20 protein-coding genes are annotated in these 22,550 nt (G+C 71.9%); 7 read left to right on the plus strand and 13 right to left on the minus strand.

Going from position 1 to position 22,550, the window contains the following annotated elements:
• Positions 1–98: 98 nt before the first annotated feature.
• Together FHS42_RS01135 and FHS42_RS01140 are read left to right on the plus strand one after the other, a co-directional pair.
• Complete coding sequence (locus FHS42_RS01135) at positions 99–854, plus strand: ABC transporter permease (RefSeq protein WP_184569017.1); 756 nt, start codon at positions 99–101, stop codon at positions 852–854.
• Between the two features lie 270 nt (positions 855–1,124).
• The gene (locus tag FHS42_RS01140; protein ID WP_184568576.1) at positions 1,125–1,706 is read left to right on the plus strand and encodes a TMEM165/GDT1 family protein; all 582 of its coding nucleotides are present in this window, start codon (positions 1,125–1,127) and stop codon (positions 1,704–1,706) included.
• A gap of 106 nt (positions 1,707–1,812) precedes the next feature.
• On the opposite strand, the gene FHS42_RS01145 is transcribed toward FHS42_RS01140, so the two are convergent.
• The 4 genes from FHS42_RS01145 to FHS42_RS38460 form a co-directional block, all read right to left on the minus strand.
• Positions 1,813–2,100, minus strand: coding sequence for a hypothetical protein (locus tag FHS42_RS01145; RefSeq protein ID WP_184568577.1), 288 nt, complete (start codon positions 2,098–2,100; stop codon positions 1,813–1,815).
• The gene (locus FHS42_RS01150) at positions 2,097–2,363 is read right to left on the minus strand and encodes a hypothetical protein (RefSeq protein WP_184568578.1); all 267 of its coding nucleotides are present in this window, start codon (positions 2,361–2,363) and stop codon (positions 2,097–2,099) included. Before FHS42_RS01150 ends, FHS42_RS01145 begins: the two co-directional genes overlap by 4 nt.
• Positions 2,364–2,943: 580 nt before the next feature.
• Positions 2,944–3,618 (minus strand): HAD-IA family hydrolase, encoded by a 675-nt coding sequence (locus FHS42_RS01155; protein ID WP_184568579.1) that lies wholly within the window; start codon positions 3,616–3,618, stop codon positions 2,944–2,946.
• Between the two features lie 267 nt (positions 3,619–3,885).
• Positions 3,886–4,980, minus strand: a complete 1,095-nt coding sequence (locus tag FHS42_RS38460) for a peptidoglycan-binding domain-containing protein (RefSeq protein WP_184568580.1) — start codon at positions 4,978–4,980, stop codon at positions 3,886–3,888.
• Between the two features lie 178 nt (positions 4,981–5,158).
• Between FHS42_RS38460 and FHS42_RS01165 the strand changes: the two genes are divergently transcribed.
• The gene (locus FHS42_RS01165) at positions 5,159–7,303 is read left to right on the plus strand and encodes an MDR family MFS transporter (protein WP_184568581.1); all 2,145 of its coding nucleotides are present in this window, start codon (positions 5,159–5,161) and stop codon (positions 7,301–7,303) included.
• Positions 7,304–7,445: 142 nt separating this feature from the next.
• Here the strand turns inward: FHS42_RS01165 and FHS42_RS01170 are convergent, their stop codons facing one another.
• Entirely contained in the window at positions 7,446–7,970 is a 525-nt protein-coding gene (locus tag FHS42_RS01170) for a GNAT family N-acetyltransferase (protein WP_246494091.1), read from the minus strand.
• A gap of 99 nt (positions 7,971–8,069) precedes the next feature.
• A complete protein-coding gene (locus tag FHS42_RS01175) occupies positions 8,070–8,396 on the minus strand; it encodes an antibiotic biosynthesis monooxygenase family protein (protein WP_184568583.1) in 327 nt (108 codons plus the stop codon).
• A 392-nt stretch (positions 8,397–8,788) separates the two neighbouring features.
• On the opposite strand from FHS42_RS01175, the gene FHS42_RS01180 reads away from it, so the two are divergent.
• Positions 8,789–9,052 (plus strand): DUF2087 domain-containing protein, encoded by a 264-nt coding sequence (locus FHS42_RS01180; protein ID WP_184568584.1) that lies wholly within the window; start codon positions 8,789–8,791, stop codon positions 9,050–9,052.
• Positions 9,053–9,091: 39 nt separating this feature from the next.
• Here FHS42_RS01180 and FHS42_RS01185 read toward each other — a convergent pair whose 3' ends face one another.
• A complete protein-coding gene (locus FHS42_RS01185) occupies positions 9,092–9,502 on the minus strand; it encodes a DUF2000 family protein (protein ID WP_184568585.1) in 411 nt (136 codons plus the stop codon).
• A gap of 131 nt (positions 9,503–9,633) precedes the next feature.
• Here FHS42_RS01185 and FHS42_RS01190 point away from each other — a divergent pair, with 131 nt between their 5' ends.
• Complete coding sequence (locus FHS42_RS01190; RefSeq protein ID WP_246494092.1) at positions 9,634–10,614, plus strand: AraC family transcriptional regulator; 981 nt, start codon at positions 9,634–9,636, stop codon at positions 10,612–10,614.
• A 272-nt stretch (positions 10,615–10,886) separates the two neighbouring features.
• The gene (locus FHS42_RS01195; protein WP_246494143.1) at positions 10,887–13,106 is read left to right on the plus strand and encodes a bifunctional glycosyltransferase 87/phosphatase PAP2 family protein; all 2,220 of its coding nucleotides are present in this window, start codon (positions 10,887–10,889) and stop codon (positions 13,104–13,106) included.
• 100 nt (positions 13,107–13,206) lie between these two features.
• Here the strand turns inward: FHS42_RS01195 and FHS42_RS01200 are convergent, their stop codons facing one another.
• Positions 13,207–15,408, minus strand: a complete 2,202-nt coding sequence (locus FHS42_RS01200; protein WP_184568587.1) for an MMPL family transporter — start codon at positions 15,406–15,408, stop codon at positions 13,207–13,209.
• A gap of 174 nt (positions 15,409–15,582) precedes the next feature.
• Complete coding sequence (locus tag FHS42_RS01205; protein WP_184568588.1) at positions 15,583–16,164, minus strand: GNAT family N-acetyltransferase; 582 nt, start codon at positions 16,162–16,164, stop codon at positions 15,583–15,585.
• 431 nt (positions 16,165–16,595) lie between these two features.
• On the opposite strand from FHS42_RS01205, the gene FHS42_RS01210 reads away from it, so the two are divergent.
• Positions 16,596–17,765 (plus strand): steroid 3-ketoacyl-CoA thiolase, encoded by a 1,170-nt coding sequence (locus tag FHS42_RS01210; RefSeq protein WP_184568589.1) that lies wholly within the window; start codon positions 16,596–16,598, stop codon positions 17,763–17,765.
• A gap of 120 nt (positions 17,766–17,885) precedes the next feature.
• On the opposite strand, the gene FHS42_RS01215 is transcribed toward FHS42_RS01210, so the two are convergent.
• From FHS42_RS01215 to FHS42_RS01230, 4 genes are read right to left on the minus strand one after another with little or no spacing between them, the layout of a single operon-like run.
• Positions 17,886–18,743 (minus strand): ECF transporter S component, encoded by an 858-nt coding sequence (locus FHS42_RS01215; protein ID WP_184568590.1) that lies wholly within the window; start codon positions 18,741–18,743, stop codon positions 17,886–17,888.
• Positions 18,740–20,431, minus strand: coding sequence for an ABC transporter ATP-binding protein (locus tag FHS42_RS01220; protein ID WP_184568591.1), 1,692 nt, complete (start codon positions 20,429–20,431; stop codon positions 18,740–18,742). The genes FHS42_RS01215 and FHS42_RS01220 overlap by 4 nt, the downstream gene beginning before the upstream one ends.
• Positions 20,428–21,699: an energy-coupling factor transporter transmembrane component T gene (locus tag FHS42_RS01225; RefSeq protein ID WP_184568592.1), complete on the minus strand. Its 1,272-nt coding sequence runs from the start codon at positions 21,697–21,699 to the stop codon at positions 20,428–20,430. The genes FHS42_RS01220 and FHS42_RS01225 overlap by 4 nt, the downstream gene beginning before the upstream one ends.
• Positions 21,696–22,412 (minus strand): SCO2322 family protein, encoded by a 717-nt coding sequence (locus tag FHS42_RS01230; protein WP_376772493.1) that lies wholly within the window; start codon positions 22,410–22,412, stop codon positions 21,696–21,698. The genes FHS42_RS01225 and FHS42_RS01230 overlap by 4 nt, the downstream gene beginning before the upstream one ends.
• Between the last annotated feature and the right edge of the window lie 138 nt (positions 22,413–22,550).

Below are 22,550 nucleotides of genomic sequence, written 5' to 3' on the forward strand. Positions count from 1 at the left end.
TGATCTCGCGCGCGGTGCGATGGTGCCGGCGGGGGGTGCGCGCGGTGCTACGACGCACCGGGTGGAGGCGTACGGGCGCATCGGATGCATCGGGTGCGTTGGGCGGAGTGCATGCGCCGGGCGCATCGGAGGCATCGGCGGCGCAGGCGCGCAGTGACGGCGGGCAGAGCCATGCGCGCGCTGTGCTGACCGCGGGGTTGCGCGCCGTTTTGCAACTAGCCGCCGTCGCCCTGCTCATCGGCTGGGTCGTACGCGCCGTGCCGCTGTTGCTCGCCTTCATCGCCATGATGTTCGCGGTCGCCGTACGCACGGCTGGCCGCCGCATCACCACCAACCGCACCTGGGGCTGGGCCGCGCCGCCGATCGCCGCGGGGGTGGTACCGGTGGTCGCCGCGCTGCTGCTGACCGGCCTGGTGCCGGTCAAGGGCATCACGCTGATCCCGGTCACCGGCATTCTCATCGGCGGCGCGCTCACCGCGACGGTGCTCGGCGGCCGACGTGCCCTGGACGAGTTGGAGGTACGGCGGGGCGAGGTGGAGGCCGGCCTCGCGCTGGGACTGCTCGCCCGCGACGCCCGACTGGAGATCGCCCGCCCCGCCGCCGCCGACGCGTTGCTGCCGGGCCTCGACCAGACCAGGACCGTGGGCCTCGTCACGTTGCCCGGGGCCTTCGTCGGGATGCTGCTGGGTGGCGCCTCGCCGGTGCAGGCCGGCGCGGTCCAGCTCTTTGTGCTGGTCGCGCTGATGGCGGTGCAGGTGGTGGCGGTCGCAGTGGTGCTTGAGCTGGTCGCCACAGGACGGCTGCACCGGATCGCGGACGCTGACGTATCCTCGACGGCAGCAGAAGGGGAGTAGCTCTTCGCCGGACCGTCGACATACTGCTCGCCCGTCTCTCGTCCGCCGCTTGCGGCGGGGCGCTCACGCGTCAGGGGGAAGGTGAGCCGGCGCCCGGAGGCCGGTGGGTACGGATCGGGCATATCCGCGAGATATGCCGCCTTTGTTCCGTGCACACCACCGTGCCAGCGAGACCTTCGGCCGCAGTGTTTGACGCTGCCGTGCCGAAGCGACCCCTCTCGCAGGGCCCTTTTCGGTGCGGTCGCCCGACCGAATGAGGACATCCACCCCGTGTTCAGCCTCACCGTCGCCGCCGTGACCTTCGGCGTCGTCTTCCTCGCCGAACTGCCCGACAAGACCGCCCTGGCCGGTCTGATGCTGGGCACCCGCTACCGCGCGTCGTACGTCTTCGCCGGCGTCGCCGCCGCGTTCGCCGTCCACGTCGCGCTCGCCATCGCCGCCGGCAGCGTGCTCACCCTGCTGCCGCAACGACTGCTCCAGGCGATCGTCGGCGTGCTCTTCCTGGCCGGCGCGGCCATGCTCCTGCTGAAGAAGGACGACGCCGATGAGGAGGTTAAAAAGCCCGCTGACCAGAGCTTTTGGAAGGTCGCTGGCAGCGGCTTCATGCTGATCCTGGTCGCCGAGTTCGGCGATCTGACCCAGATCATGACCGCCAACCTGGCCGCCCGCTACGACAGCCCGCTGTCCGTCGGTGTCGGCGCTGTGCTCGCGCTGTGGGCCGTGGCCGGCATCGGCATCGTCGGCGGGCGCACGCTGATGAAGTACGTACCGCTCCGGCTGATCACCAAAATCGGCGCGTGCGTGATGCTGCTGCTGGCCGCGGTCAGCCTGTACGAGGCGGTCTCGGCGTAACGAGCCCGACGCCGGCCGATGCGCCCCGCTCGGGGCGCCCCGGCGGATGTGCCCCGGGTGGACGGGCGTACGGCTGATCGCGCCCGGGGCCGGCGGGCTGATGGGATCAGTGGCGCGGGGCCGCGTGCGGAGGGCTGGTGTCGGCGCGGGCCGCTGTGCGTGGCGCGGGGGCGCAGCGCCGGGGCGCGGATGCGTCGGTCGGGTGCCGTCGCACTTGGGTGGGCTCCACCGTCCACTCGATGCCACCGCGCTCCGGCCTGATGAAGACCAGGAACATCGTGCGCCGGGTCACCGGGGAGGTGTACGGACCTGCGTCCGTCATGATGCCGGTACGGCCGGTGACCGTGTCCTCCACCGCGTCGCCGATTGCGGCGATCGCCTCGTCCTCGGTCACTTCCCCCACCGCCCGTTGACCACCGCGATCCGCGCGCTGAGCCGCTCGCGCGACGTCAGCGGCCGTAGGTTCGCCGGCGCCGTGTCCCATCGGGCGCCGCCGGTGAGCGCGCGCAGCGTGACGCTCCCTGCGCCGCGTTGCAGGATGACGCCCATGCGGCCCAGCGCTTCGTCTATGGCCAGATCCCCGCGAACCGGTCCGCCGCCGACGTCGGTGGCCCGCGGGTCACCAGGATCGTCCAGTGTCGCCGGAGGCTTCCCCATGGAGGACATCCTTGTGTTCCCTTCCGGAGGTGTGGGGCAGGCGTGCGCGCGGTACGCGCTCGCGCGGTGCCCAGCCCAGAGTGATCCAGCGAACTGCGCGGGGCGGGTAAGACGGGATGTACGGCGCGTCAGGTAGGAAATCAGTCTGTACAACTCCAGCCGCTGCGGCGGGTCTTCACGTCCTCGCCGACCCGTGCGTCATCGCCCACCGATGACAATTCAGACGTCCTCGCCGGCCGTCGTCGCCAACCTACGCGTCGTCGATACCCGCAGCGTCGCCGCCCTACGCGTATCGCCGCCCGGCGGCATCGTTAATGCTGGTGCTGGTGCTGGTGCTGGTGCTGGCCTCGCTGCGAGGGCAGGTGTCGCCGCCGGCCGTCGTCGCTGCGGGAGCGCGTGCCGCTGGAGCGGGGCGCGCCGTGCGCCGGAGCGCGGCGCGGCGTGCGTCCGGTGGGGGCGGGGTGTGCGTCCGGGGCGTGGGGTGGGTGCGGGGCGAGTGAGGCGTGGCGTACCCCTGCGCCAACCCCTACGCCGATGGGTAGGGGTAGGCGCAGGGGTCAGGGCGCTAGGTGAGTAGGGGTCAGGGCGTTAGGTGCAGGGTCATGCTGCCGTCCGGCAGGGCCTCGACGCGGAGGTGCTCCAGGTCCCGTACGTGCGCGGTGGGCGTGTACGCCGCAGCGCGGGGGCCCACGCCCACGACACGCATTCCAGCCGCCAGGCCGGCCGCAATGCCCACCTCGGAGTCTTCGAAGACGACGCAGTCCGCGGGCGCGAAGCCAAGCTCGGCCGCGCCCTTGAGGAAGCCCTCCGGGTCCGGCTTGCTGGCGCTCACGCACTCGGCGGTGACCCGTACGCGCGGCATCGGCAGCCCGCAGGCGCCCATCCGTGCCCGTGCCAGGCCCTTGTCGGCGGAGGTCACCAAGGCGTGCGGCAACTGTGCGAGCGAGGCCAGGAAGGCGGGTGCGCCCGGCACCGGCACCACGCCGGTCAGATCCGATGTCTCCCAGGCGAGCATCCGCGCGTTGTCGGCGATGTTCTCCTCGTGCGGGCGGTCGGGGAGGAGCACGGCCATGGTGGCCTGGCCCTGCCGCCCGTGTACGACCTTGATCACGCTGTCGCCGTCCAGCCCGTGTTCGGCGGCCCAGCGCCGCCAGCAGCGCTCCACGACGGCGTCGGAATTGACGAGCGTCCCGTCCATGTCGAGAAGCAGCGCCTTGACGGCGTCGATGGTCTGGGGCGTGCTCGTGGGAGCCATGGGGCACTCCTGGGCTCGACGTGGGCGCGCGGTGCGCGAAGGCAAGCGGTTCCGCCTGCGGTCAGGGGTGCGGGCGGAACCACTTTGTTTCCCAAACATACAAAGAGACTGCGCCAAACGCCAGCGCCGCCGGCCACAGCCCCGATGAACACCTCACATCGGGCAGCTGCCGGTGGGAAGCACGCGGCCGTGGTTTCGGGGCCCTGTGCTCCGCGCCCCGTGGGGGCTGCGCCCCGTGGGGCCTCGGTGGGGAGCCTTGGCGCCGCGCTACGGCTCGTCCGTACGGGCTTCCAGGTAGGCACGGGTACGGGGGCCGTAGACGCCCTCGGGGTCGCCTGCGAGGTCGTGGCGGCTTTGGTAGTCGTGCACCGCGTCCGTCACGCCCGCGTCGTACGCACCATCCGCTGCTCCGCCGTAGGTCCAGGTTTGGCGCAGCCGGTCCTGGAGTTCGGCCACCTCCGGGCCGCTGTCGCCCTCGCGTAGAACGGGCGGGCCAGACGGCTTCGGCGGGTCGGCGGAAGGCGAGTTCGGTGGTTGGGGCGGGTCGCCGACCTCGCCGGTGGACTCGGTCGGGGACGGCCGGGTGGCGGGCGGGGCCGTCGATGCATCCGACGCATGGGGCGCACCGCTGCGGCCGTCCGGGGTTGCCGACGCCTTGGGGGACGGCCGCTGGCTGCCGGACCGGGTCGCGGAGGGCGAGGCGGAGGGCGAGGTGGTCGCGGTGCCGCTCGGTGGCGGCGTCGCGCTGCTCGTCATCTTGCCGTCCCAGGTGGGCAGGGCCTCGGACGGGGACGCCAGGTGCGCGTCGGGCAGCGCCCGCTCGCCCCGGTCATCGTCGCCCCCGTCGCCGCCGAGCAGGCCGGTCCCGAACGCCAAGGTGCCCAGTACGGCGACGATGGCCGCAGCCACGAGCACGATCGCCACCGGGCGCCGCCTTCGATGGCTCACCGGTCTCGCCGCGCGCCCACCGGGGCGGCCGTCGGGCGTCTCGTCACCGGCGCCTCCGGCGCCGTCTGTGCCGCCTGTACCGTCCTTGTGAGCCTCGCCGTCAGGCCCCGCGCTGTCAGGCCCCGGGCCCGACCCCGTGGCGGCCGGTGGCGGCTCGTCGGCGAACAGCATGAGGTCCTCGGGGTGTGGCCCGCTGCCGTCCGGTGCCAGCGCGCCACCCGGGCCCGTGGTGCCGCCCAGGGGCGGTTCGTCGGCCGGATGCTGCTCGCCGGAGCGGGCCGGTTCGGATATGCCGTGCAGCGCGGTGGTGGCCGTGGCGTCCGGTCGGTCGCCCGTGCGCGCCGCGCACGTGCAGCCCGGGCGTCCGTCGGCGCGTGGCGGCGCAAAGCAGTGCGGGCAGAGCTCTCCCGTCACGGTGTTCCCTCCCTTTCAAGACGCAGGCGATTATGCAGACCGGTCAGGTGTTCGCGCACGCCGTTGTTCGGGGTGAGGACATCGCTCAGCAGGCCGTAAGCGGGCAAACGGGTGAGGATGGGATGCAGAGGCTGACCGCCGCTGGCGGATCAGTGGCAGCCGGACCCGAGGAGCCGCCGTGGCCCAGGACCCCCGCACGCCCAGCCCCGTGCCCAGCACGCCGCACCCCGCAGGCCACCACCAGGGAGCCCCAAGCAGCCAAAGCGACCACAGCACCCACAGCACCCACAGCACCCAGGACGAGCACCAGAAGCGGTCCGTCCTGGTGGCCATCGGCGCGTTGCTCCTTGGAATGTTGCTCGCTGCGCTCGATCAAACGATCGTCTCGACGGCGCTGCCCACCATCGTCAGCGACCTCGGCGGCCTGGAGCACCTGTCGTGGGTGGTGACCGCGTACCTCCTCGCCTCCACCGCCGCGACGCCGCTGTGGGGCAAGCTCGGGGACCAGTACGGGCGCAAGAACCTCTACCAGTTGGCCATCGTCATCTTTCTGATCGGCTCGGCGCTGTGCGGGATCGCCCAGGACATGCCGCAACTCATCGGATTCCGGGCGCTCCAGGGGCTGGGTGGCGGTGGGCTGATCGTGCTGTCCATGGCGATCGTCGGCGATCTGGTGCCGCCACGGGAGCGGGGCCGCTACCAGGGCTTGTTCGGCGCCGTCTTCGGTGCCACCAGCGTGCTGGGGCCGCTCCTTGGCGGCCTGTTCGTGGACCATCTGAGCTGGCGCTGGGTGTTCTACATCAACCTGCCGGTCGGCATCGTGGCGCTCCTGGTGATCGCCGCCGTGCTGCACATCCCGCGGCGCAGGACCCGGCACACCATCGACTACCTCGGCACCTTCCTCATCGCCGCCGTCGCCGCATGCCTGGTGTTGCTGGCCTCGCTCGGCGGCGTCACGTACGACTGGGGCTCCTGGCAGATCATCGGCCTCGGCGTGCTGGGCGCCGTGCTCCTCATCGCCTTCATACGGGTGGAGCAGCGCGCGGCGGAACCCGTGTTGCCGTTGGAGCTGTTCCGCAGCAGGACCTTCGCGCTGTGTTCGGTCATCGGCTTCGTCATCGGCTTCGCGATGTTCGGGAGCATGACCTATCTGCCGACGTTCCTCCAGGTCGTCCAGGACGTCTCACCCACCATGTCCGGCGTGCATATGTTGCCGATGGTGTTGGGACTCTTGATCGCCTCCACGGTGTCGGGGCAGATCGTCAGCCGCACCGGGCACTACCGGGTCTTCCCCATCGCCGGCACCGCCGTCACCGCGGTGGGGCTGCTGCTGCTCCACCAGCTCGACCGGCACAGCGGCGTCGCCGAGATGAGCACGTACTTCTTCGTGTTCGGCCTGGGCCTTGGCCTGGTGATGCAGGTCCTGGTGCTCATCGTGCAGAACTCCGTCGATTACGCGGACCTCGGCGTCGCCACCTCGGGCGCCACGTTCTTCCGCTCCATCGGCGCCTCGTTCGGCGTCTCCATCTTCGGCACCATCTTCGCCAACAAGCTCGGCCCGCGCATCGCCGACGCGCTCGCCGGCCAGCCGCTGCCGCCCGGCGCCGACCCGGACGCCCTCAGCGCCGACCCGCGCGCCGTTGGCCAACTCCCCCCGGGGCCGCGAAACGGGGTGCTCGACGCGTACGCCACCTCCATCACCGACGTCTTCTTGTACGCGGTGCCGCTGGTGCTCGTCGCGCTGGCGCTGGCCTGGTTTCTGCGCGAGGAGCCGTTGCGCGGCTCGGTGACCGCCCCGGACGCGAGTGAGGTCATCTCCAGCAACCCCGTCGAGCGCACCTCGCGCGACGAGGTCGCCCGCGCCCTGTCCACGCTCGGCAGCCGCGAGGGCCGCAAGCACATCTACGCGAAGATCTCCGAACGCGCCGGGGTGGACCTGCGGCCAGCCTCGTGCTGGCTGCTGTTGCGGATCAGCCGGTACGGCTCCGTCGAGCCCGGCCTGCTCGCCGAGCGCGCCGCCCTACCGCTCGGCGTCGTCACCGAGGCCGCCCGCCAGGTCGAGGAGCGGCGTCTCGCCGCGCGTCAGGGCCTGACGTTGGTCCTGACCCCGCAGGGCCGCGAGATCGCCGGCCGGCTCTCCCACGCCCGCGAGGAGTCGCTGGCCGAACTGCTCGGCGACTGGTGGGGCCCGGATCGCCCAACGGACCTGATCGAGTTGGTCCGCGAGCTGACGGGCGAGCTCTGCGGCTCCGATGGCGAGCGCCCCCACAACGGCGACGCCTACCGGCGGACCGGGCCCGGCGTACGCCGCCGGACGGCGTGACCCGGTGCGGCGCGGGCCGGTGTGGTCCGCGCCGCCCCAGCTTCGCGGCCCCTTGCTTTACGCCGGCAGCTTTGCGGCCTCCTGCTTTACGCCGCCAGCTTCGCGACCTCCTGCTTTACGCCGCCAGCTTCGCGGCTGCCGCTCAGACCAACTGTTTGGTGAACCAGCGCTCCGCATACGGGTCGTCGTTGTACCGAGAGGTCTCCCCGTACCCGTGCCGTGCGTACAGCGCCCGCGCCTCGACCAGGTCATGCCGGGTGTCCAAGATGATCCGCTCCGCACCCAGCTCCCGTGCCGCCGCGTGTGCGGCGGTGAGCAGCGCGGCGCCGCCGCCCGTCCCCCGCAGGGCGGGCCGTACGTACAGCCGCTTCAGCTCCGCCGTCGCCGCATCGAGCAGCCGCACCCCCGCGCAGCCCGCGGGCTCGGCGGGACGGCGACCGTATCGCCCGAGCAGGAACACCGCGTGGGGCGGCACCAGATCATCGCTGTGGTGCTCGATGAGACCCGACTCGATCTCCTCATCGGTCGAGCGGCGTCCGTGGTGCACCTGGTAGTAGCGGTCGCTGACTTCGATGAAGTACGCGCGCAGCAGCGCGGCCGAGTCCGCCGCATGCACGGGTCGCGGGCCGACGTCCCACGACGGCCGGGGGATGGAGGTCGTTGTCATGCCGGTCATTGTGAGCACCCGGTACGGGCCGCCGCAGTGCAATTTCTGCTGGTTGCCGCGGCTGCGTACCGGGCGCCGCAGCGTGCCGGGGCCGAGCGGTCAGCCCTTGGGGGCCGCCTGCTGGACGACATCGAAGGACCACAGCGTGGAACCGGACGCGGCGGGCTTGGGCCGCTCACCGCCCGCGCCTGCGTCGCCGCCGTGGCTGGCCTTCATGGTGGTCTCCATCCACGCCGTGAAGTCCGCCTCGCTGCGCCACCGGGTGTAGACGAGGTACTGGTCGGTGCCCTCGACGGGGCGGAGCAGTTCGAACCACTCGAAGCCGTCAGAGTTCTCCACGGAGCCGGCCCGAGCGGCGAACCGCTGCTCCAGCACCTCGCGCTGCTCGGCGGGAACGGTTAGCACATTGATCTTGACGACGCTCACACGGCACCTCTCACACACGGTCACCGCGACGGCGACCTGATCTTGGCCTGTGCAAGCAGTCTCCTATACGAGGCAGCCGCGGCGCCGGGAGGGCGCGACCCGCTCGCCGCGGGCCCACCGGTGTGGGGACCGTCGCGAGCGCGGTTCTTCGCTCCGTACGCGGTGGCGAGGTGGCGCGGGGGCACAGCGGCCGGCCGCGGGGACGGACGGCCGCCGCGAAAAGCCGATGCGGCGGGCCGTCTGCCGTGGCACGCTCGGCGCGGCGACGGTTGACTGCCGCGCCGACGCCAGCGGCCCACGTTCCACCGCTGCCACCGGCCGGCCCCAACGCCCGTACGGAACTCGCCCGTACCGAATCGCCGTACAGGATCGCCCGTACCGGAGGAAACCGCATGCCCAGTGCCCCGCCGCCGTTGTCCGACCTCCTCTCCCAGGGGCGGCTGACCGCCATCCCGCGCAAGACGGTGCGCCGCGAGCAGTTGCTCAGGCATCTCACCGAGACGCTGTTCGAGCGCGCACGGTCCTACACCGAGCCAGAGGTGAACGAGGCGCTGCGCACGGTGCACGACGACTGTTCCGCCCTCCGTCGCTACCTGGTGACCGATGGCTGGCTGGAACGGGCCAGGGACGGTAGCAACTACCGCCGGCTGCGGTGACCGCGAGGGCACCCAGCCGGCGCGTACGCCCGCGCCCGCTCAGCCGTGCAGGCGCAGCCCCCTGATGACCTTGTCCACGGCAGCGCGTGGGCCGCGCACTGCGATGCCCGCCAGGTCGAGGTCCTCGGCCCGGATGGCGAGCACGGCGGCCCGGTTGTCGTCATCGTTGTCGGTGGCGAACAACTCCATCGGGTAGAGCGCGGTGGCCACACCCCGGGTCAGGGCGCGGGTACGGGTGCGGCTCAGGGCCGGAGCGTCGGCCGCGTAGACGAGGACGGGTTCACGGAACATCGGCAGGTAGTCGTTGCCCGAGCCGTCCGCATAGGGCTTGCCGACGATCTCGTCGGCGCAGTGAGCGATGCCACTGGACAGGAATGCGGTCACGTTCAGTTTCTGCCAGCTGGCGAGGTCGTCCCGGACGACCACCGCAATCTTGGTGTCAAAGCGCATGCCAGCACGGTGCCGTGGGGCTCACCCCGTTGTCTTGAACGCTGGTGCGCGGCGCCGCGCAGCCCTCGGTAGGCACCGGCCGTCACCGGTTCACGCAGCGGGAGACCCAGGGGGCGCGGCACAATGACGTGATGGAGGAAGTGATGGGGACGCCGCCGCGCGCGGACGGCTGGGCTCGCTACTGGCGCGATGGCCAGCGCCCGCTGGAGGCCATGCACGCCCACTTCTTCCAGCACACCTTCCACCGGCACAGCCACGACGCCTACTCCTTCGCGGTCACCGAGGCCGGAGCCCAGCGGTTCACCTGTAGGGGCGCCGCGCACACCAGCGGCGCCGGGATGGTGATGGCCTTCAACCCCGACGACCCGCACGACGGGGAGGCCGCCGCCGAACTCGGCTACCAGTACCGCATCATGCACCTCGGGCCCAGCGTGGTGCGCTCGGTGCTCGCGGACATGGCCGGCGCCGAGACGGCCGATGGGGCGACCGGGACTGCCAGAGCTGCCGGGTCTGTGGGGTCTGCGGGGTCTGTGGGGTCTGTGGTGACCGCCGATTCGTGCGGGAACGAGGGGACCGCGGCCATGCCGCTGTTCGACCAGCCCGTGCTCGCCGACCCGGTCCTGCGCCGCGCGGTGCTACGGCTGCACACCGCGCTGCTCGGCGGCGCCGGGCAGCTGGTGCGTGACGAACGACTCACCGCCGCCGTCACCGCCATGGTGCGGCGCGGTGGCAGCCGGGCGCCGCACATCCGCTACCGCCCCGGCGACGGCTCCGTACGGGCCGCGCACAAGGCCCGCACCCTGCTCCTGGAGCGGTACGCCGACGACATCCCGGCGCAGCGGCTCGCGGCGGCGGCCGGCTGTAGTCGGTATGCGCTGTACCGGGCGTTTCGCGCCGAGTACGGGATGGCGCCGAGCGACTTCCAGCGACAGCTTCGGCTGCGCGAGGCCCGCCGCCTCCTCGCGGCGGGTACCACGGCCGCGGATGCCGCGCTGGCCGTGGGCTTCGCCGACCAGAGCCATTTCCACCGCTGGTTCGTGCGCAGCTTCGGAGTGACTCCAGGACTCTTCCAGCGGGCGGCGGGCGCCCCTGGCGACCCGGTGGCGAGATGACCTAGGGGAAAGTGGTGAAATTACTCCTGGCGACGTGTACGCGTATGGACGGTTACCCGTCGAACGGCGCACGGCTTCGGACAACCCGCGACGGCAGTCAGGTGACGTGGCGGTTTTCGGCGTCTGTTCTACGGGCTCAGTAACGTCTCAAACATTGGATGCAAGTGACACGGCGAGTGGGGGAGCAGCGGGGCGTGGCAGACGTCGAACGGAGTGGACTGGGGGGTTCCGCGGGCACGCGGTCGGAACCGACCGCCCGATCGCGGATCGGCATGGCGCTCGCCGCGCTGTGGGTGCTAGCTGGCCTGTTGGCCGTCCGACAGGCGGCGGCCGTACTGCGGCTGCCACCGGACCAGCGCCTGACCGATCTGGAGACGTGGACCGGTGAGAACGGCGTGCTGCACGTACGGGGTTCGCTGTACGACACTGACGCGTTCACCGGCACGCCCTTCGCCGGGCTCGTCCTCAAGCCACTGACCCGCGCCGCCGAGCAGAGCCTCGGCGTCGCCTGGACCTTCGGCACCCTCATCCTCGTCGTCGTGCTCGGCCTGGTCGCCGCACGCTCGCTGCCGGCCCCGGTCTCCCGGCGTACCGCGCTGCTCGCCGCCCCCGTCGCCATCAGCCTGGTCGTCCTCTCCCTGCCGGTACGCAACGCCTTCACCCTCGGCCAGACCAGCATCATCCCCGTCCTGCTGGTGCTGCTGACCCTGCTGCCGAAGACCTCAGCCCGACAGTCGGCCCTGCTCATCGGCGTTGCCGCGGCGCTTCAGCCTGCCCTGCTGCTGTTCGCCGGGTTGCTGTGGCTCACTGGCCGCCGCCGCGCCGCCGTGCTCACCGGCGCCACCTTCGCCAGCTGCTCCGCGCTGGCCTGGGCCGCCATGCCGCACGACTCGTGGACGTACTGGGTGCACCACATCGGCGGCGCCGGCCTCGGCGAGCCCGCCGACAGCCTGTCCAACCAGTCCCTGCACGGCCTGCTGCTGCGGGTCGGGCTGCGTGGCCCGTTGGAGCTGGCGCTGCTGGCCGTGCTCGCGGCCGTGGTGATCTGGGTGGGCCTGCGCCGCGCCGCGCAATACGCCAAGGACGGACAGCTTCTGCTCGCCGCCGCTGTCACCGGCTGTGTGGCGCTCGCCGTCTCGCCCACCTCCTGGCAGCACCAACTCCTGTGGATACTGCTCGCCGTCGTCGGCCGGGTGGGCAAGCGACAGGGGGACCGGCTGGTGTGGCCGGTGCTCGTGGTGCTGGTGATGACGCTGAACCGGACCGCCCTCTTGCCGAACGTGGAGGGCGTGGGCTTCCTCGGCGAAAACGCCCCACTGCTGGCGGCGCTGGCCGCCGCCTGCCTGGTGCCCTTCCTCTCCCGTACCGCCCCGGCCTGGGACAAGCCGCTGCCGACCCCGCACGCCGAACCCGCCACGAGCCGGTACGCGTGGGTGCCGCTGCTGAAGTTCTGGCGGCGCCCGCTGTCCCGGCCGAACCTGATCCTTGAGCTGATGCTCATCCGCGTCGGCTACTGGGGCTACTCGTTCATTCGCGGCCACGCGCCGGACGAACGGAGCCTCGCCGAGGGACACGGCAGGCAGATCCTCACCATCGAGGGCTGGCTGCACATCGACATGGAGCACTGGTTCAACCACTTCGTGGCCGACACACCGTGGCTCGAAGCGAGCATGAACTACTACTACACCACGTTCCATTTCCTGGTCCCGATGGCGCTGCTGGCCTGGCTGTACGCATGCCGCCCCGCCACCTACCGCTGGGCGCGCACGCCGCTTGCCCTCGGCACGCTGCTCGCGCTGCTCGGTTTCTGGCTCTACCCACTGGCGCCACCGCGCCTGATGGACATGGGCTACATCGACACCGCGCACGGCCCGCAGGACCTCAACGACCCGGACTTCGGCGCGCTGACCAAGCTGTCCAACCAGTACGCGGCGATGCCATCGCTGCACATCGGCTGGTCGCTGTGGTGCGCCGTGGTGATCGTCCTGGTCGCGCCCAAGATGTGGATGAAGGTGCTCGGCGTGCTGTACCCGCTGCTGACCACCGCGGTGATCGTCGGCACGGCCAACCACTACCTCCTCGACGCGGTGGGCGGTGCGGCCGTCGTCATGGCCGGCTTCGGCCTCCAGTACGTACTGACCGGCGCCGGCCGCGCCCCGGTCGAAACCGGCACGGGCAGCGCGGGAGCGGGCCTGAAGTCGGTGGTCGCGCTCTGGGCCAGGGCCAGGGCGAAGCTGTCAGGGGCCGAACCCCTGGCGGCGCCCGCGTCCACGTCCACCGTTGCGGCCGGGCCCGCGGCAGGAAAGGCTGCGGTGCCATCGCCGGCCTCGGGCGGCGACTCCGCCGCCTCGGGCGGCGACTCCACAGCCCCGGGCGGCGACTCCACAGCCTCGGGCGGCGACTCCACAGCCCCTGACGCACCGGCGCTGGACAGCCCCGATGCCGATGCGGACCCGGGCGACCGGCCCACACCCGCCGACGCGGCCCGATAACCCGGCCGCCGAAGCGGCGGGGCGACGGCCCCGCCGTCGTCAGCACCGCGGCCCCGTCATCCCCGCCACCCCCGTCATCCCCGCCGCGCCGCACGCCGGGTCAGCGTTGGGGCTCGTCCGGTGGTGGCTCGGTTGGGCTGTGTGCCGCGGAGCCGCGGCCGGTCTGTGCTGCCTGGGCTGTTTGCGCGGTACGTCCGCCCTGCCGGGGGTGCTCGTCGCCGTGGCCGGGCCACCATGCGGTATGGCCGATCAGGGCCGTCAGGCTCGGCGTGAAAATCATGGCCATCACAAACGCCGCCACCGCGATGCCGAAGGACAGGGCGAAGCCCATCTGCGACAGGGTGGCGTTGCCGGCGAGCATCAGCGTGGCGAACGTACCGGCCAAGATGACGCCCGCGGCGGCGATGGTCGGTCCCGAGTGCCGTACCGCCGTACCGGCCGCATCGCGCGGATCGCGCCCCTCGCGCGCCTCCTCTCGCAACCGCGACACCATCAGGATGTTGTAGTCGGTGCCAAGAGCGACAACGAACAGGTACATGATCACCGGGAGCATGAACATCAACCCCGGCTGGCTGCCGATCTGCTGGAAGAGGAGCGAGGTCGCGCCGAGCGTGGCTCCGAAGCCGAGCGCGACCGAGATCATCAGATACCAGGGTGCGACCAGGCTGCGCAGCAGGAGCCCGAGGATGACCATGATGCACAGCGCGGCGACGGGGAAGACCACGGCGTAGTCCCGGTCCACTGCCTTGTTGATGTCCACGTACACCGCCGTCGAGCCGCCCACCAGGGCGCGGGCACCGTGCGGCGCCGCCTCGTCGGCCGCCGGGCGCACGCCCTTCTTGACCGTGTCCAGCGCGTCATCGGACGCGGGCGGGTCGGTGAGCACCACCTCGTACGCTGCCGTCCGCCGGTCCTTGCTGAGCAGCGCGGCATCGACCGAGCCGACGCCGTCCACCGCCCGGAGCTTGGTCCGGAAGGCGGCCGTATCGGCGCGGCTGAGCCGCCGGTCGCCGGTGGAGTCGAGATAGACCGAGGTCGGGTCGGTGGTCCCGGCCGGGAACCCCTTCTCCATGTCCCGCTGGGCGACCATGGACTCCTTGGACTTGGGCAGCGAGGAGCCTGCGAGGTCGAAGTTGGCGCGGTAGCCGAGTGCGCCGACCGCGAGGGCGCCCATGAACACGGCGGACAGCAGGGCCCACACCGCCGGACGGCGCGCGAGCACCCGCCCGAACCGGGCAAAGCCGGCGCCGGTCGGCTCCGCCTGCCACGATCGTGAGGGCCAAAACACCCGGGTGCCGAGCAGCGACACCACGGCGGGCACCAGCGTCAGACCGGCGAGCAAGGTGACGAAGACGGCGATGGCCAGCGCCGGGCCCATGGACTTGAGCATGCCAAGGGTGGACAGCGCGAGCGCGGCGAAGGCGACGATGACGGCCCCAGCGGCCGAAGCGATGGCCTCGCCGACCCGCTCCACGGCGTGCACCATCCCGCCCTTGGCGTCCTCGCCCGCGCGCAGCGCCTCGCGGTAGCGAAACAGCAGAAACAGGATGTAGTCGGTGCCAACGCCGAACAGCACCACCGTCAGCAGTTCCTGGATGGACCGATCCGCCTTCATATCGAAGATCTCGTTGGCGCTGGCGATCAGGCCCGTGGTCATGGGCGAGATGAGGCCGATGAGCACCACGGGTAGCAGCGCGATGATCGGGCTGCGGAAGATGAGCAGCAACAGTACGACGATGATCACGACGGTGCCGACGGCTACCAGCGTCCCGGCCCGTTCGGATGACTCCCGCTCGTCGAGTCCCTGGGCCGCCGAGCCCGTCACCCCCGCCGTGAGATCGGTGCCGTCCAACTCCGCGGGTAGTTTGTCGCGCAGCGTCTGCGCCGCGTCCTGTTGTGAGGTGTCGTCCGGGTTGGTCGTCTTGGGCATGGCGATGATCGCGGTCTGTACCCGCTTGTTGGGTGACGCGGAAGCCGCCTCGACGTCCTGGACCTCGGGGATCTTCTTCTTCGCGAGGGCGGCCGAGATCTTTCGTACGTCGGCGGAGTCGGCCGAGGTCAGCCGCGCGCCGTCCGAGCGTTGGAAGACGATGATGGCGCCGATGTTCTGCTGCTGCGGGAACTTGGCCTCTTGCAGGTCCATCGCCCGGATCGACTCGTAGCTGGACGGCAGGAAGCTCGCCTCGTCGCTGGTGGCGGTGAGCTTGGGGGCGAGCGAGATGACGGCCGCCGCGGCGATGACCCAGGTCACGATCACCCACCACGGCCGCCGCACCACGAAGCGGCCCAGACCTGCGAACATGCCTGTCCTCCCGCTCGCCCCCGCACGGATCGTCGCGTTCAGCCAGCATCCGACCTCACACCGCTCCCCGCATCTTGAGCGGCGAAGCATCGCGGGCGGCGACGCGGGCGGCGCTCACCCGCGCCCCTAGGCGGCGGGCTTCGGCGCTGGGACGACAGCCCGGGGCAGGCGGATTCAGCTCGGGGGGCGGTCGTTGAGGATGAGCTGGAAGATCAGGTGGTCTCGCCAGGCGCCGTCGATGTGCAGATAGCGCTCCGCCTTGCCGATCGGGTGAAAACCGCACTTGGCCAGCACCCGCTGCGAACGCGCATTGGCCAGCATCGTCGTCGCCTGTAGGCGGTGCAGCCGCATCCGCTGGTCAGCCGTTTGGCACACGGCGCGCACTGTTGTCGTGGCCAGGCCCCGACCGACCTGGTCCGCGGCGATCCAGTAGCCGAGGTTGGCGCTGTGGAACGGACCGCGCACCATGCCGACGAGCGACACGGTGCCGATGATCTGGCCGTCCTCCCATAGCATCCACGCCATCAATCGCCCCCCGCGCCGCTCCTCCTCCTGCTCGCGCAGCCGGGCGAGCTGGCCTTCGGCGGTGTAGAAGACGTCGGGGCGCGTGGGCTCCCAGGGCTGAAGGTGGTCGCGGTTACGCGAATAGGCCGCGGCCAGTGCCTTGGCGTCGGACTCGGCGAAGGGGCGTATCTGGACGCCGCCGACGAGTGGGACAGCGTCGGTGAGCGAGGCGGGAGGCGGGTCGGCGGTCATAGCGTCCACCGTAGGCGAGGCTCTGGCCATGGGTCACGGGGTGGCACGAACCAGCCGGCTCGCTGCGGCGGGCTGTACGTCCGCTGCTCGGCGCCAGAGCCTACGGCCGGCGCGACAGTGGTGTGTCGTGGCCGACCAGGGGGCCTGCTTGCCCGGCTCCGCACCCGTCCCCGGCACTCCCTGCGTCCTCGCATCCCCACTCGTCCCCCGCCCCGTCCGCTCCCACTCGTGCGCTCTCCACTTCGCCATTTCCCTTTATCCGCTTGCCCGTTGGCTTTTACCGTCCGTTGGCTTCGCACGTGCACGACCCTTGCGCCTTCGGACGGGGTCTCCGCAGACTTAACGCCCGTTACGCATACGCGTACCCGTCCTGCTTTTTGGGGGGCACGCACCGGCTCGCCCTGCATGCGGACGCGAGGAGAGGACGAGCCATGGCCGCGGAACCCGTCATCGTCGAAGCGGTACGCACTCCCATCGGCAAGCGCGGCGGAGCGCTCGCCTCCGTACACCCCGCGAGCCTGCTGGGCGAGACGTACCTCGAACTCCTCACCCGCACCGGGCTCAAGGCCGACTGCGTCGAGCAGATCGTGAGCGGGACCGCCACCCACGCCGGGGAGCAGGCCATGAACCTGGCTCGCAACGCGTGGTTGGCCATGGGCTTGCCGTACGAGACGGCCGCGACCACGGTGGACTGCCAGTGCGGTGCATCGCAGCAGGCCAACCACATGGTGGCCAACATGATCGCGAGCGGCGTGATCGATGTGGGCATCGGCTGCGGCGTCGAAGCCATGTCGCGGGTGCCGCTGGGGAGCGATGCCCGGCACGGCCCCGGCAGGCCGTGGCCCGATACGTGGCATGTGGACCTGCCGGGCCAGTTCGAGGCCGCCGAGCGAATAGCCCGGCACCGCGGCCTCACCCGGGCTCGGGTGGACTCGGTGGGCCTGATGTCGCAGGAGCGGGCGGCGCGGGCATGGTCGGAGGAGCGATTCACACGCGAGACGTTCGCCGTACAGGCGCCGGCCACCGAGGAGGAACGAGCAGCGGGCGAGCTCATGGGGCGGGCCGTTGAGCGTGACGAGGGACTGCGGGGCACCAGCATGGAGACGCTCGCGGCCCTACGGGCGGTCATGCCGGCCGCCGTGCACACGGCAGGCAACTCCGCGCAGGTCTCGGATGGGGCGTGCGCGGTGCTCTGGGCATCTCGGCGCATGGCCCGCGCCCTCAAACTGAGGCCCCGCGCCCGTATCGTCGCTCAGGCCCTGGTCGGTGCGGACCCGCACTACCATCTCGACGGCCCGATCGACGCGACCCGCGCGGTGCTCGGCAGGGCGGGCATGACGCTTGCGGACATCGACCTGGTCGAGATCAACGAGGCGTTCGCCTCGGTGGTGCTGTCCTGGGCGCAGGTCTTCGACCAGGACCTGGAGCGGGTCAACGTCAACGGCGGTGCGATCGCCCTGGGCCACCCGGTGGGCGCCACCGGCGCCCGGTTGATCACCACGGCCCTGCACGAACTGGAGCGGCAGGACAAGGAGTTCGCGCTCATCACGATGAGCGCGGGTGGCGGCCTGGCGGCGGGAACGATCCTTCAGCGGTTGTAGTGGTTACGCAGCGGGTGCAGCGGGTGCAGCGGTTACGCGCCGGGCTCGGGCCCGGCACGCGGGGCTGGTGGGGCTGTGGCTTGGGGCTGTGGCTTCCGGCCGCGGCTTGCGGCCGGTGGGTCACGTGCCGGGCTCGTTCGGGTGGAAGGTTACCGGTGCGTCGAAGGCGGCCCTGCGGGTCGCGCGGCGTAGGGCCTTGAGGATGGTGCTGCCCAGGCCGAGGACGAGGATGACCGTCAGCACGGCGCGCGGCAGGTCCCAGCCGAGCGAGGTGGCCAGGTGGTACGCGAGGAAGCGGGACAGGTTCTCGGGCAGGGGGTCGCCGGGCACGAACGAGATGCTGGAGCCCAGGCCGCCGATGTACGGCCACCCTTGTAGGTTCATGATCAGCCCATAGAGGGCCGATGACACCGCCCCGTAGCCCGCGAGGAGCACGAGTTCCGCCCGGCCGCGCAGCCGGTGCGGGCCCGGTAGCAGCCCGGCGCCCATCGCGACCCAGCCCATCGCCAGCATCTGAAAGGGCATCCACGGGCCGACACCGCCGGTCAGCAGGGCGGAGGCGAACATGGCCACCGACCCGAGCACAAAGCCGAAACCGGGCCCAAGAACCCGCCCCGACAAGACCATCAGGAAGAACATCGGCTCGATCCCGGCGGTGCCGGCGCCGAGCGGGCGCAGCGCAGCGCCGGCGGCGGCCAGCACGCCCAGCATCGCGATGGCCTTCGCATCCAGGCCGGTATCGGCGATGGTCGCCACCACCACGGCAAGCAGCAGCGGCAGCAGCGCCGCGAACAGCCAGGGCGCATCCCGTGAGTGTGCGAGCCCCGAATCGGATTCGGCGAGCAACGGCCAGCCGAACGCGGCCACCCCGATCGCGCTGATGAGCGCGAGGGCGGCCACGGATCGCGGGCCGAGTCGAATGGGCCGAGCCTGGCGTTGCGCAGGGGTCTGGCTCACCACCCCGGGCGGCCCCGTCATGCGGTGGCCTCCAGGGCGCGCGCGACGTGCGGAACCGTGAGCCAGGGCAGCGGCGCCAGCACCTTGGCGACCTGGGGCGCGAAGGCGGGCGATGAGACGACGACCTCGGCGGTCGGCCCGTCGGCGACCACCTCGCCATCGGCCAGGATGACCACCCGGTGGGCCAGTTCAGCGGCGAGCTCCACATCGTGGGTGGCCAACACGGTGGCATGACCCGCTGCTGCCAGCGAGCGCAGGATGTCCACCAACCGGGCCTTGGCCGCGTAATCCAGGCCCCGGGTCGGTTCGTCCAGCAGGATCAGCGGCGGCCGGGCGGTGAGGATCACCGCTAGCGCGAGGGCGAGCCGCTGCCCCTCCGACAGATCCCGCGGGTGGGTGGCGTCGGCGACGTCCGGCAGCAGCCCGGTCACCAAAGCCCGGCAGCTGCCGGCCGGCGCGTCCGCATCCCGGTCGGCCGCCTGACACTCGGTCGCCACCGTGTCCGCGTACAGCAGATCGCGCGGCTCTTGCGGTACGAGGCCGACGTGCCGCAGCAGTTCGGCGGGCCTGGTGCGGTGCGGAATTGCGTCGCCGACCCGTACCGTGCCTGCCGCTGGCTCGTGCAGTCCGACGAACGCCGAGAGCAACGTGGACTTTCCGGCCCCGTTACGGCCCATCAGGGCGATGGTCTCGCCGGGGCGTACCGTCAGGTCCACCCCTTTCAGGGCCTCGATCCGGCCCCGTCGTACGGACAAGCCCTTGGCCTCGCCGATGGGGCGACTGGTATTGGTGGGCAGCATGGGCAGGGTGGGGGCGGCGGGCCGGGTGGGGGCGAGCGGGGCAGCTCCGGCCTCGGGCTGAAATGCAGCCCCGGCTCCGGCGGCTGCCGCGAGCGGGGCGAGCCGCTCGCGAAGTGCCTTCGCCTTGCGGCGGGCGTCTCGTACCGACAGCGGCAGCGGCGACCAACCGGCGAGCCGCCCCAGCGCCACTACCGGCGGGAACACCGGGGATACGGCCATGATGTCGGCGGGCGCACCGATCACCGGCGCCGCGCCCGGCTCGGGTAGCAGGATGACCTGGTCCGCGTACTGCACGACCCGCTCCAGGCGGTGTTCGGCCAGCAAGACGGTGGTGCCCAGGTCGTGGACGAGGCGTTGCAGCACGGCCAGCACCTCCTCGGCGGCGGCCGGGTCGAGCGCGGAGGTCGGCTCGTCGAGCACGAGGACCCGCGGATGCGCGGTGAGCACGGAGCCGATGGCCACGCGCTGTTGCTGGCCGCTGGAGAGCGTGGCGATCGGACGGTCCCGCAAGGACGCGAGACCCAGCAGGTCAAGGGTCTCCTCAACGCGGCGGCGCATGGTGTCGGGTGGCAGCCCGAGCGATTCCATGCCGTAGGCGAGTTCGTCCTCGACGGTGTCGGTGACGAAATGCGCAAGGGGGTCCTGGCCCACGGTGCCGACGATATCGGCGAGTTCACGAGGCCGATGCGTACGGGTGTCGCGGCCGGCCACGGTGACTCTGCCGTGCAGGGTGCCGCCGGTGAAGTGCGGTACGAGCCCGGACACGGCGCCGAGCAATGTCGATTTACCGACACCGGAAGGACCGACGAGTAGACACAACTCGCCCTCATCAACGCTCAGGTCCACGCCCCGCAGAGCGGGCCCGGCGGCGTCCTCGTAGGTGACGGACACCTGCTCGAAGCGGATCACCGCGGGGTCTCCTTCGATGGCGAAGCGGGCGGGGCAGGCGGGGCGGGGGCCACCAGGGCGGGCAGCAGGCCGAGCAGTACCGAGGCGGCGGGCCACAGCGGCAGGGTGGGCGCGGTGAGCGGAACGGCGGGCGGGTGGAGCGCGGTGGGGGCGTACGCACTCGCCCAGATCATCAGCCCGGCGACCCCGGCCCCCGACCCCGAGACCAGCCAGGCCCGTGCGCCCCACCGATCGGGCCGGTACCGAGTGCGCACGGAGCGGCGTCCGCCAAGCCACAGCCCGCCGAGCGCCGCGGCGAGCCCGGCGAGCAGGACGGGCAACGCGTAGCCCGCGCCCTGCGCGGCGAGCAGGCCGTACGTTCCGGCGCAGACGCCCAGCAGGCCGCCGAGCGTGAGCGCGGTGGTTGTGTGCCGCACGGCGCGCGGCACCTGCGCGGTGCGGCCGTAGCCGCGTGCGTCCATCGCGGCAGCGAGCGCCACCGAACGCTCCAACGCGCCCTCCAAAACCGGCAGTCCGACCTGCCAAAGGGCCTTGACGCCCCGGTCGGCCCGACCGCGCAGCCGCCGCGTGGCGCGCAACCGCTGGACGTCCGCGACCAGATGGGGCGCGAAGGTCATCGCGACGACGATGGCCACGCCCGCCTCGTACAGCGCCCCGGGCAGCGACTTCAGCAACCGGGCCGGGTTGGCCAGCGCGTTGGCCGCGCCGACGCAGATCAGCAGCGTGGCCAGCTTGAGCCCGTCGTACAGCGCGAAGACCAGCCCCTCGGCTGTCACCCGGCCACCGATCCGCACCCCCTTGGCCCACTCGGGCAGCGGGGCCTGCGGAAGGGTGAGCACGGTGTGCGTGCCGGGGATCGGGGAGCCGAGGAAGACCGCGAAGATCAGCCGAATGCCGATCACCACAAGACCGATCTTGACGAAGGCGCCATACGACCGGGCCCACGGGTCCTGCGTGCGGCGCACCGCCACCACATACCCCGCAACCCCGATCAGCAGCCCAAGTAGCAAGGGGTTGGCCGTACGGGAGGCGGCCACTGCAAGCCCCAGCGCCCATACCCACCACGCCCCGGCGTGCAGGGTGCGCGCCCGGGTGGTGAGCGGCGCCCGGACGCCCCGCCAGGCGCGGGCGGCACGCCACGTGCGTGCATCGGGGGCAGCGTCGCGTGGGTCGCGGTCGCGGTCAGGCGGGCGAAGGGCGCGGTCGCGTGCGTCGGGGGTGCCGTCGCGGTTGGGGTCGCTGGTCACCGGGTGGTCCTTGGCGGTCATCCGCGGCGACGGCGCGCCTGCCACAGTGCCGCGGCGCCCAGCGCAACGACGGCAACGAGGCCGCCGATCAGCCCCGCGGACGGCCCGTCGTCGCCGGCGTCGCTGTCCGGGGCGTCGGCTGTGTGCGAGGCCCCGTCCGCGTCGGACGTGGAACCCGTGCCGCCGGAGCTTTCGGCCTCCCCTGCTGCGGACGAGTCCTGCGACTGGTCCCCGCCACCGCGTACCTGCTCGCCGCAGCCCGACGTGGGGTAGCCGGCGATCGCGCACAACAGCGCAGCGGAGTTGTACCGCAGTGGCCGCGCCACGCTCGCCAACGCGTCCGCCGCGGTGCCGTCACCGTCGATACGCGCGCATGCGGTACGGGTGCGGGGCGGCCGGTCGCCGTCCGGCGCGTCCTGGGGCGTACCGAAGTCGAGGACGACCGCGATCCGCTTCGTGCCGCCCTTGCCGGGGGTTTCGGCGCAGCTGGCATCGAAGTCGGCCGCGCTGCGTGGGCGCGCCGCATCCCGCGAGTCCTTGCTGACCGCGAAGCGGAAGCCGACGACGTCGCCGTCACCGGGCCGCGCGCTGGCGGGCCCCTGCGTCGCGTACGACCAGCCGTCGCCGTCCCGCTCCCAAAACGACCAGTAGCGGTACCCATCGGCCGCCGCCGGGGCGGCACTCCAGATGCCGAGGAGCGGACCGGCCAGCACGGTGGCCGCCACGGCCACCACGGTCGTCACCTCACGGCCGCGGGAGCGCCGCGTGCGCGCGGCGCGGCGTACGGACCGTACCGAGGACCGCGGTGGCCGCGGCCACCACTGCGACCGCGGCCACCGTCGCGCGTCAGAGCCAGTGGTCGCCCGGTCGGA

The organism is Streptomyces zagrosensis, from assembly GCF_014203645.1.
Classification (GTDB): domain Bacteria; phylum Actinomycetota; class Actinomycetes; order Streptomycetales; family Streptomycetaceae; genus Streptomyces; species Streptomyces zagrosensis.

Excerpts from the sequence above, each read along its gene's own strand:
- FHS42_RS01150 (WP_184568578.1), bottom strand. The coding sequence starts at position 2,363 with ATGGGGAAGCCTCCGGCGACACTGGACGATCCTGGTGACCCGCGGGCC.
- FHS42_RS01155 (WP_184568579.1), bottom strand. The coding sequence starts at position 3,618 with ATGGCTCCCACGAGCACGCCCCAGACCATCGACGCCGTCAAGGCGCTG.
- FHS42_RS01170 (WP_246494091.1), bottom strand. The coding sequence starts at position 7,970 with ATGACAACGACCTCCATCCCCCGGCCGTCGTGGGACGTCGGCCCGCGA.
- FHS42_RS01180 (WP_184568584.1), top strand. The coding sequence starts at position 8,789 with ATGCCCAGTGCCCCGCCGCCGTTGTCCGACCTCCTCTCCCAGGGGCGG.
- FHS42_RS01185 (WP_184568585.1), bottom strand. The coding sequence starts at position 9,502 with ATGCGCTTTGACACCAAGATTGCGGTGGTCGTCCGGGACGACCTCGCC.
- FHS42_RS01190 (WP_246494092.1), top strand. The coding sequence starts at position 9,634 with ATGGAGGAAGTGATGGGGACGCCGCCGCGCGCGGACGGCTGGGCTCGC.
- FHS42_RS01195 (WP_246494143.1), top strand. The coding sequence starts at position 10,887 with ATGGCGCTCGCCGCGCTGTGGGTGCTAGCTGGCCTGTTGGCCGTCCGA.
- FHS42_RS01200 (WP_184568587.1), bottom strand. The coding sequence starts at position 15,408 with ATGTTCGCAGGTCTGGGCCGCTTCGTGGTGCGGCGGCCGTGGTGGGTG.
- FHS42_RS01205 (WP_184568588.1), bottom strand. The coding sequence starts at position 16,164 with ATGACCGCCGACCCGCCTCCCGCCTCGCTCACCGACGCTGTCCCACTC.
- FHS42_RS01210 (WP_184568589.1), top strand. The coding sequence starts at position 16,596 with ATGGCCGCGGAACCCGTCATCGTCGAAGCGGTACGCACTCCCATCGGC.
- FHS42_RS01215 (WP_184568590.1), bottom strand. The coding sequence starts at position 18,743 with ATGACGGGGCCGCCCGGGGTGGTGAGCCAGACCCCTGCGCAACGCCAG.
- FHS42_RS01225 (WP_184568592.1), bottom strand. The coding sequence starts at position 21,699 with ATGACCGCCAAGGACCACCCGGTGACCAGCGACCCCAACCGCGACGGC.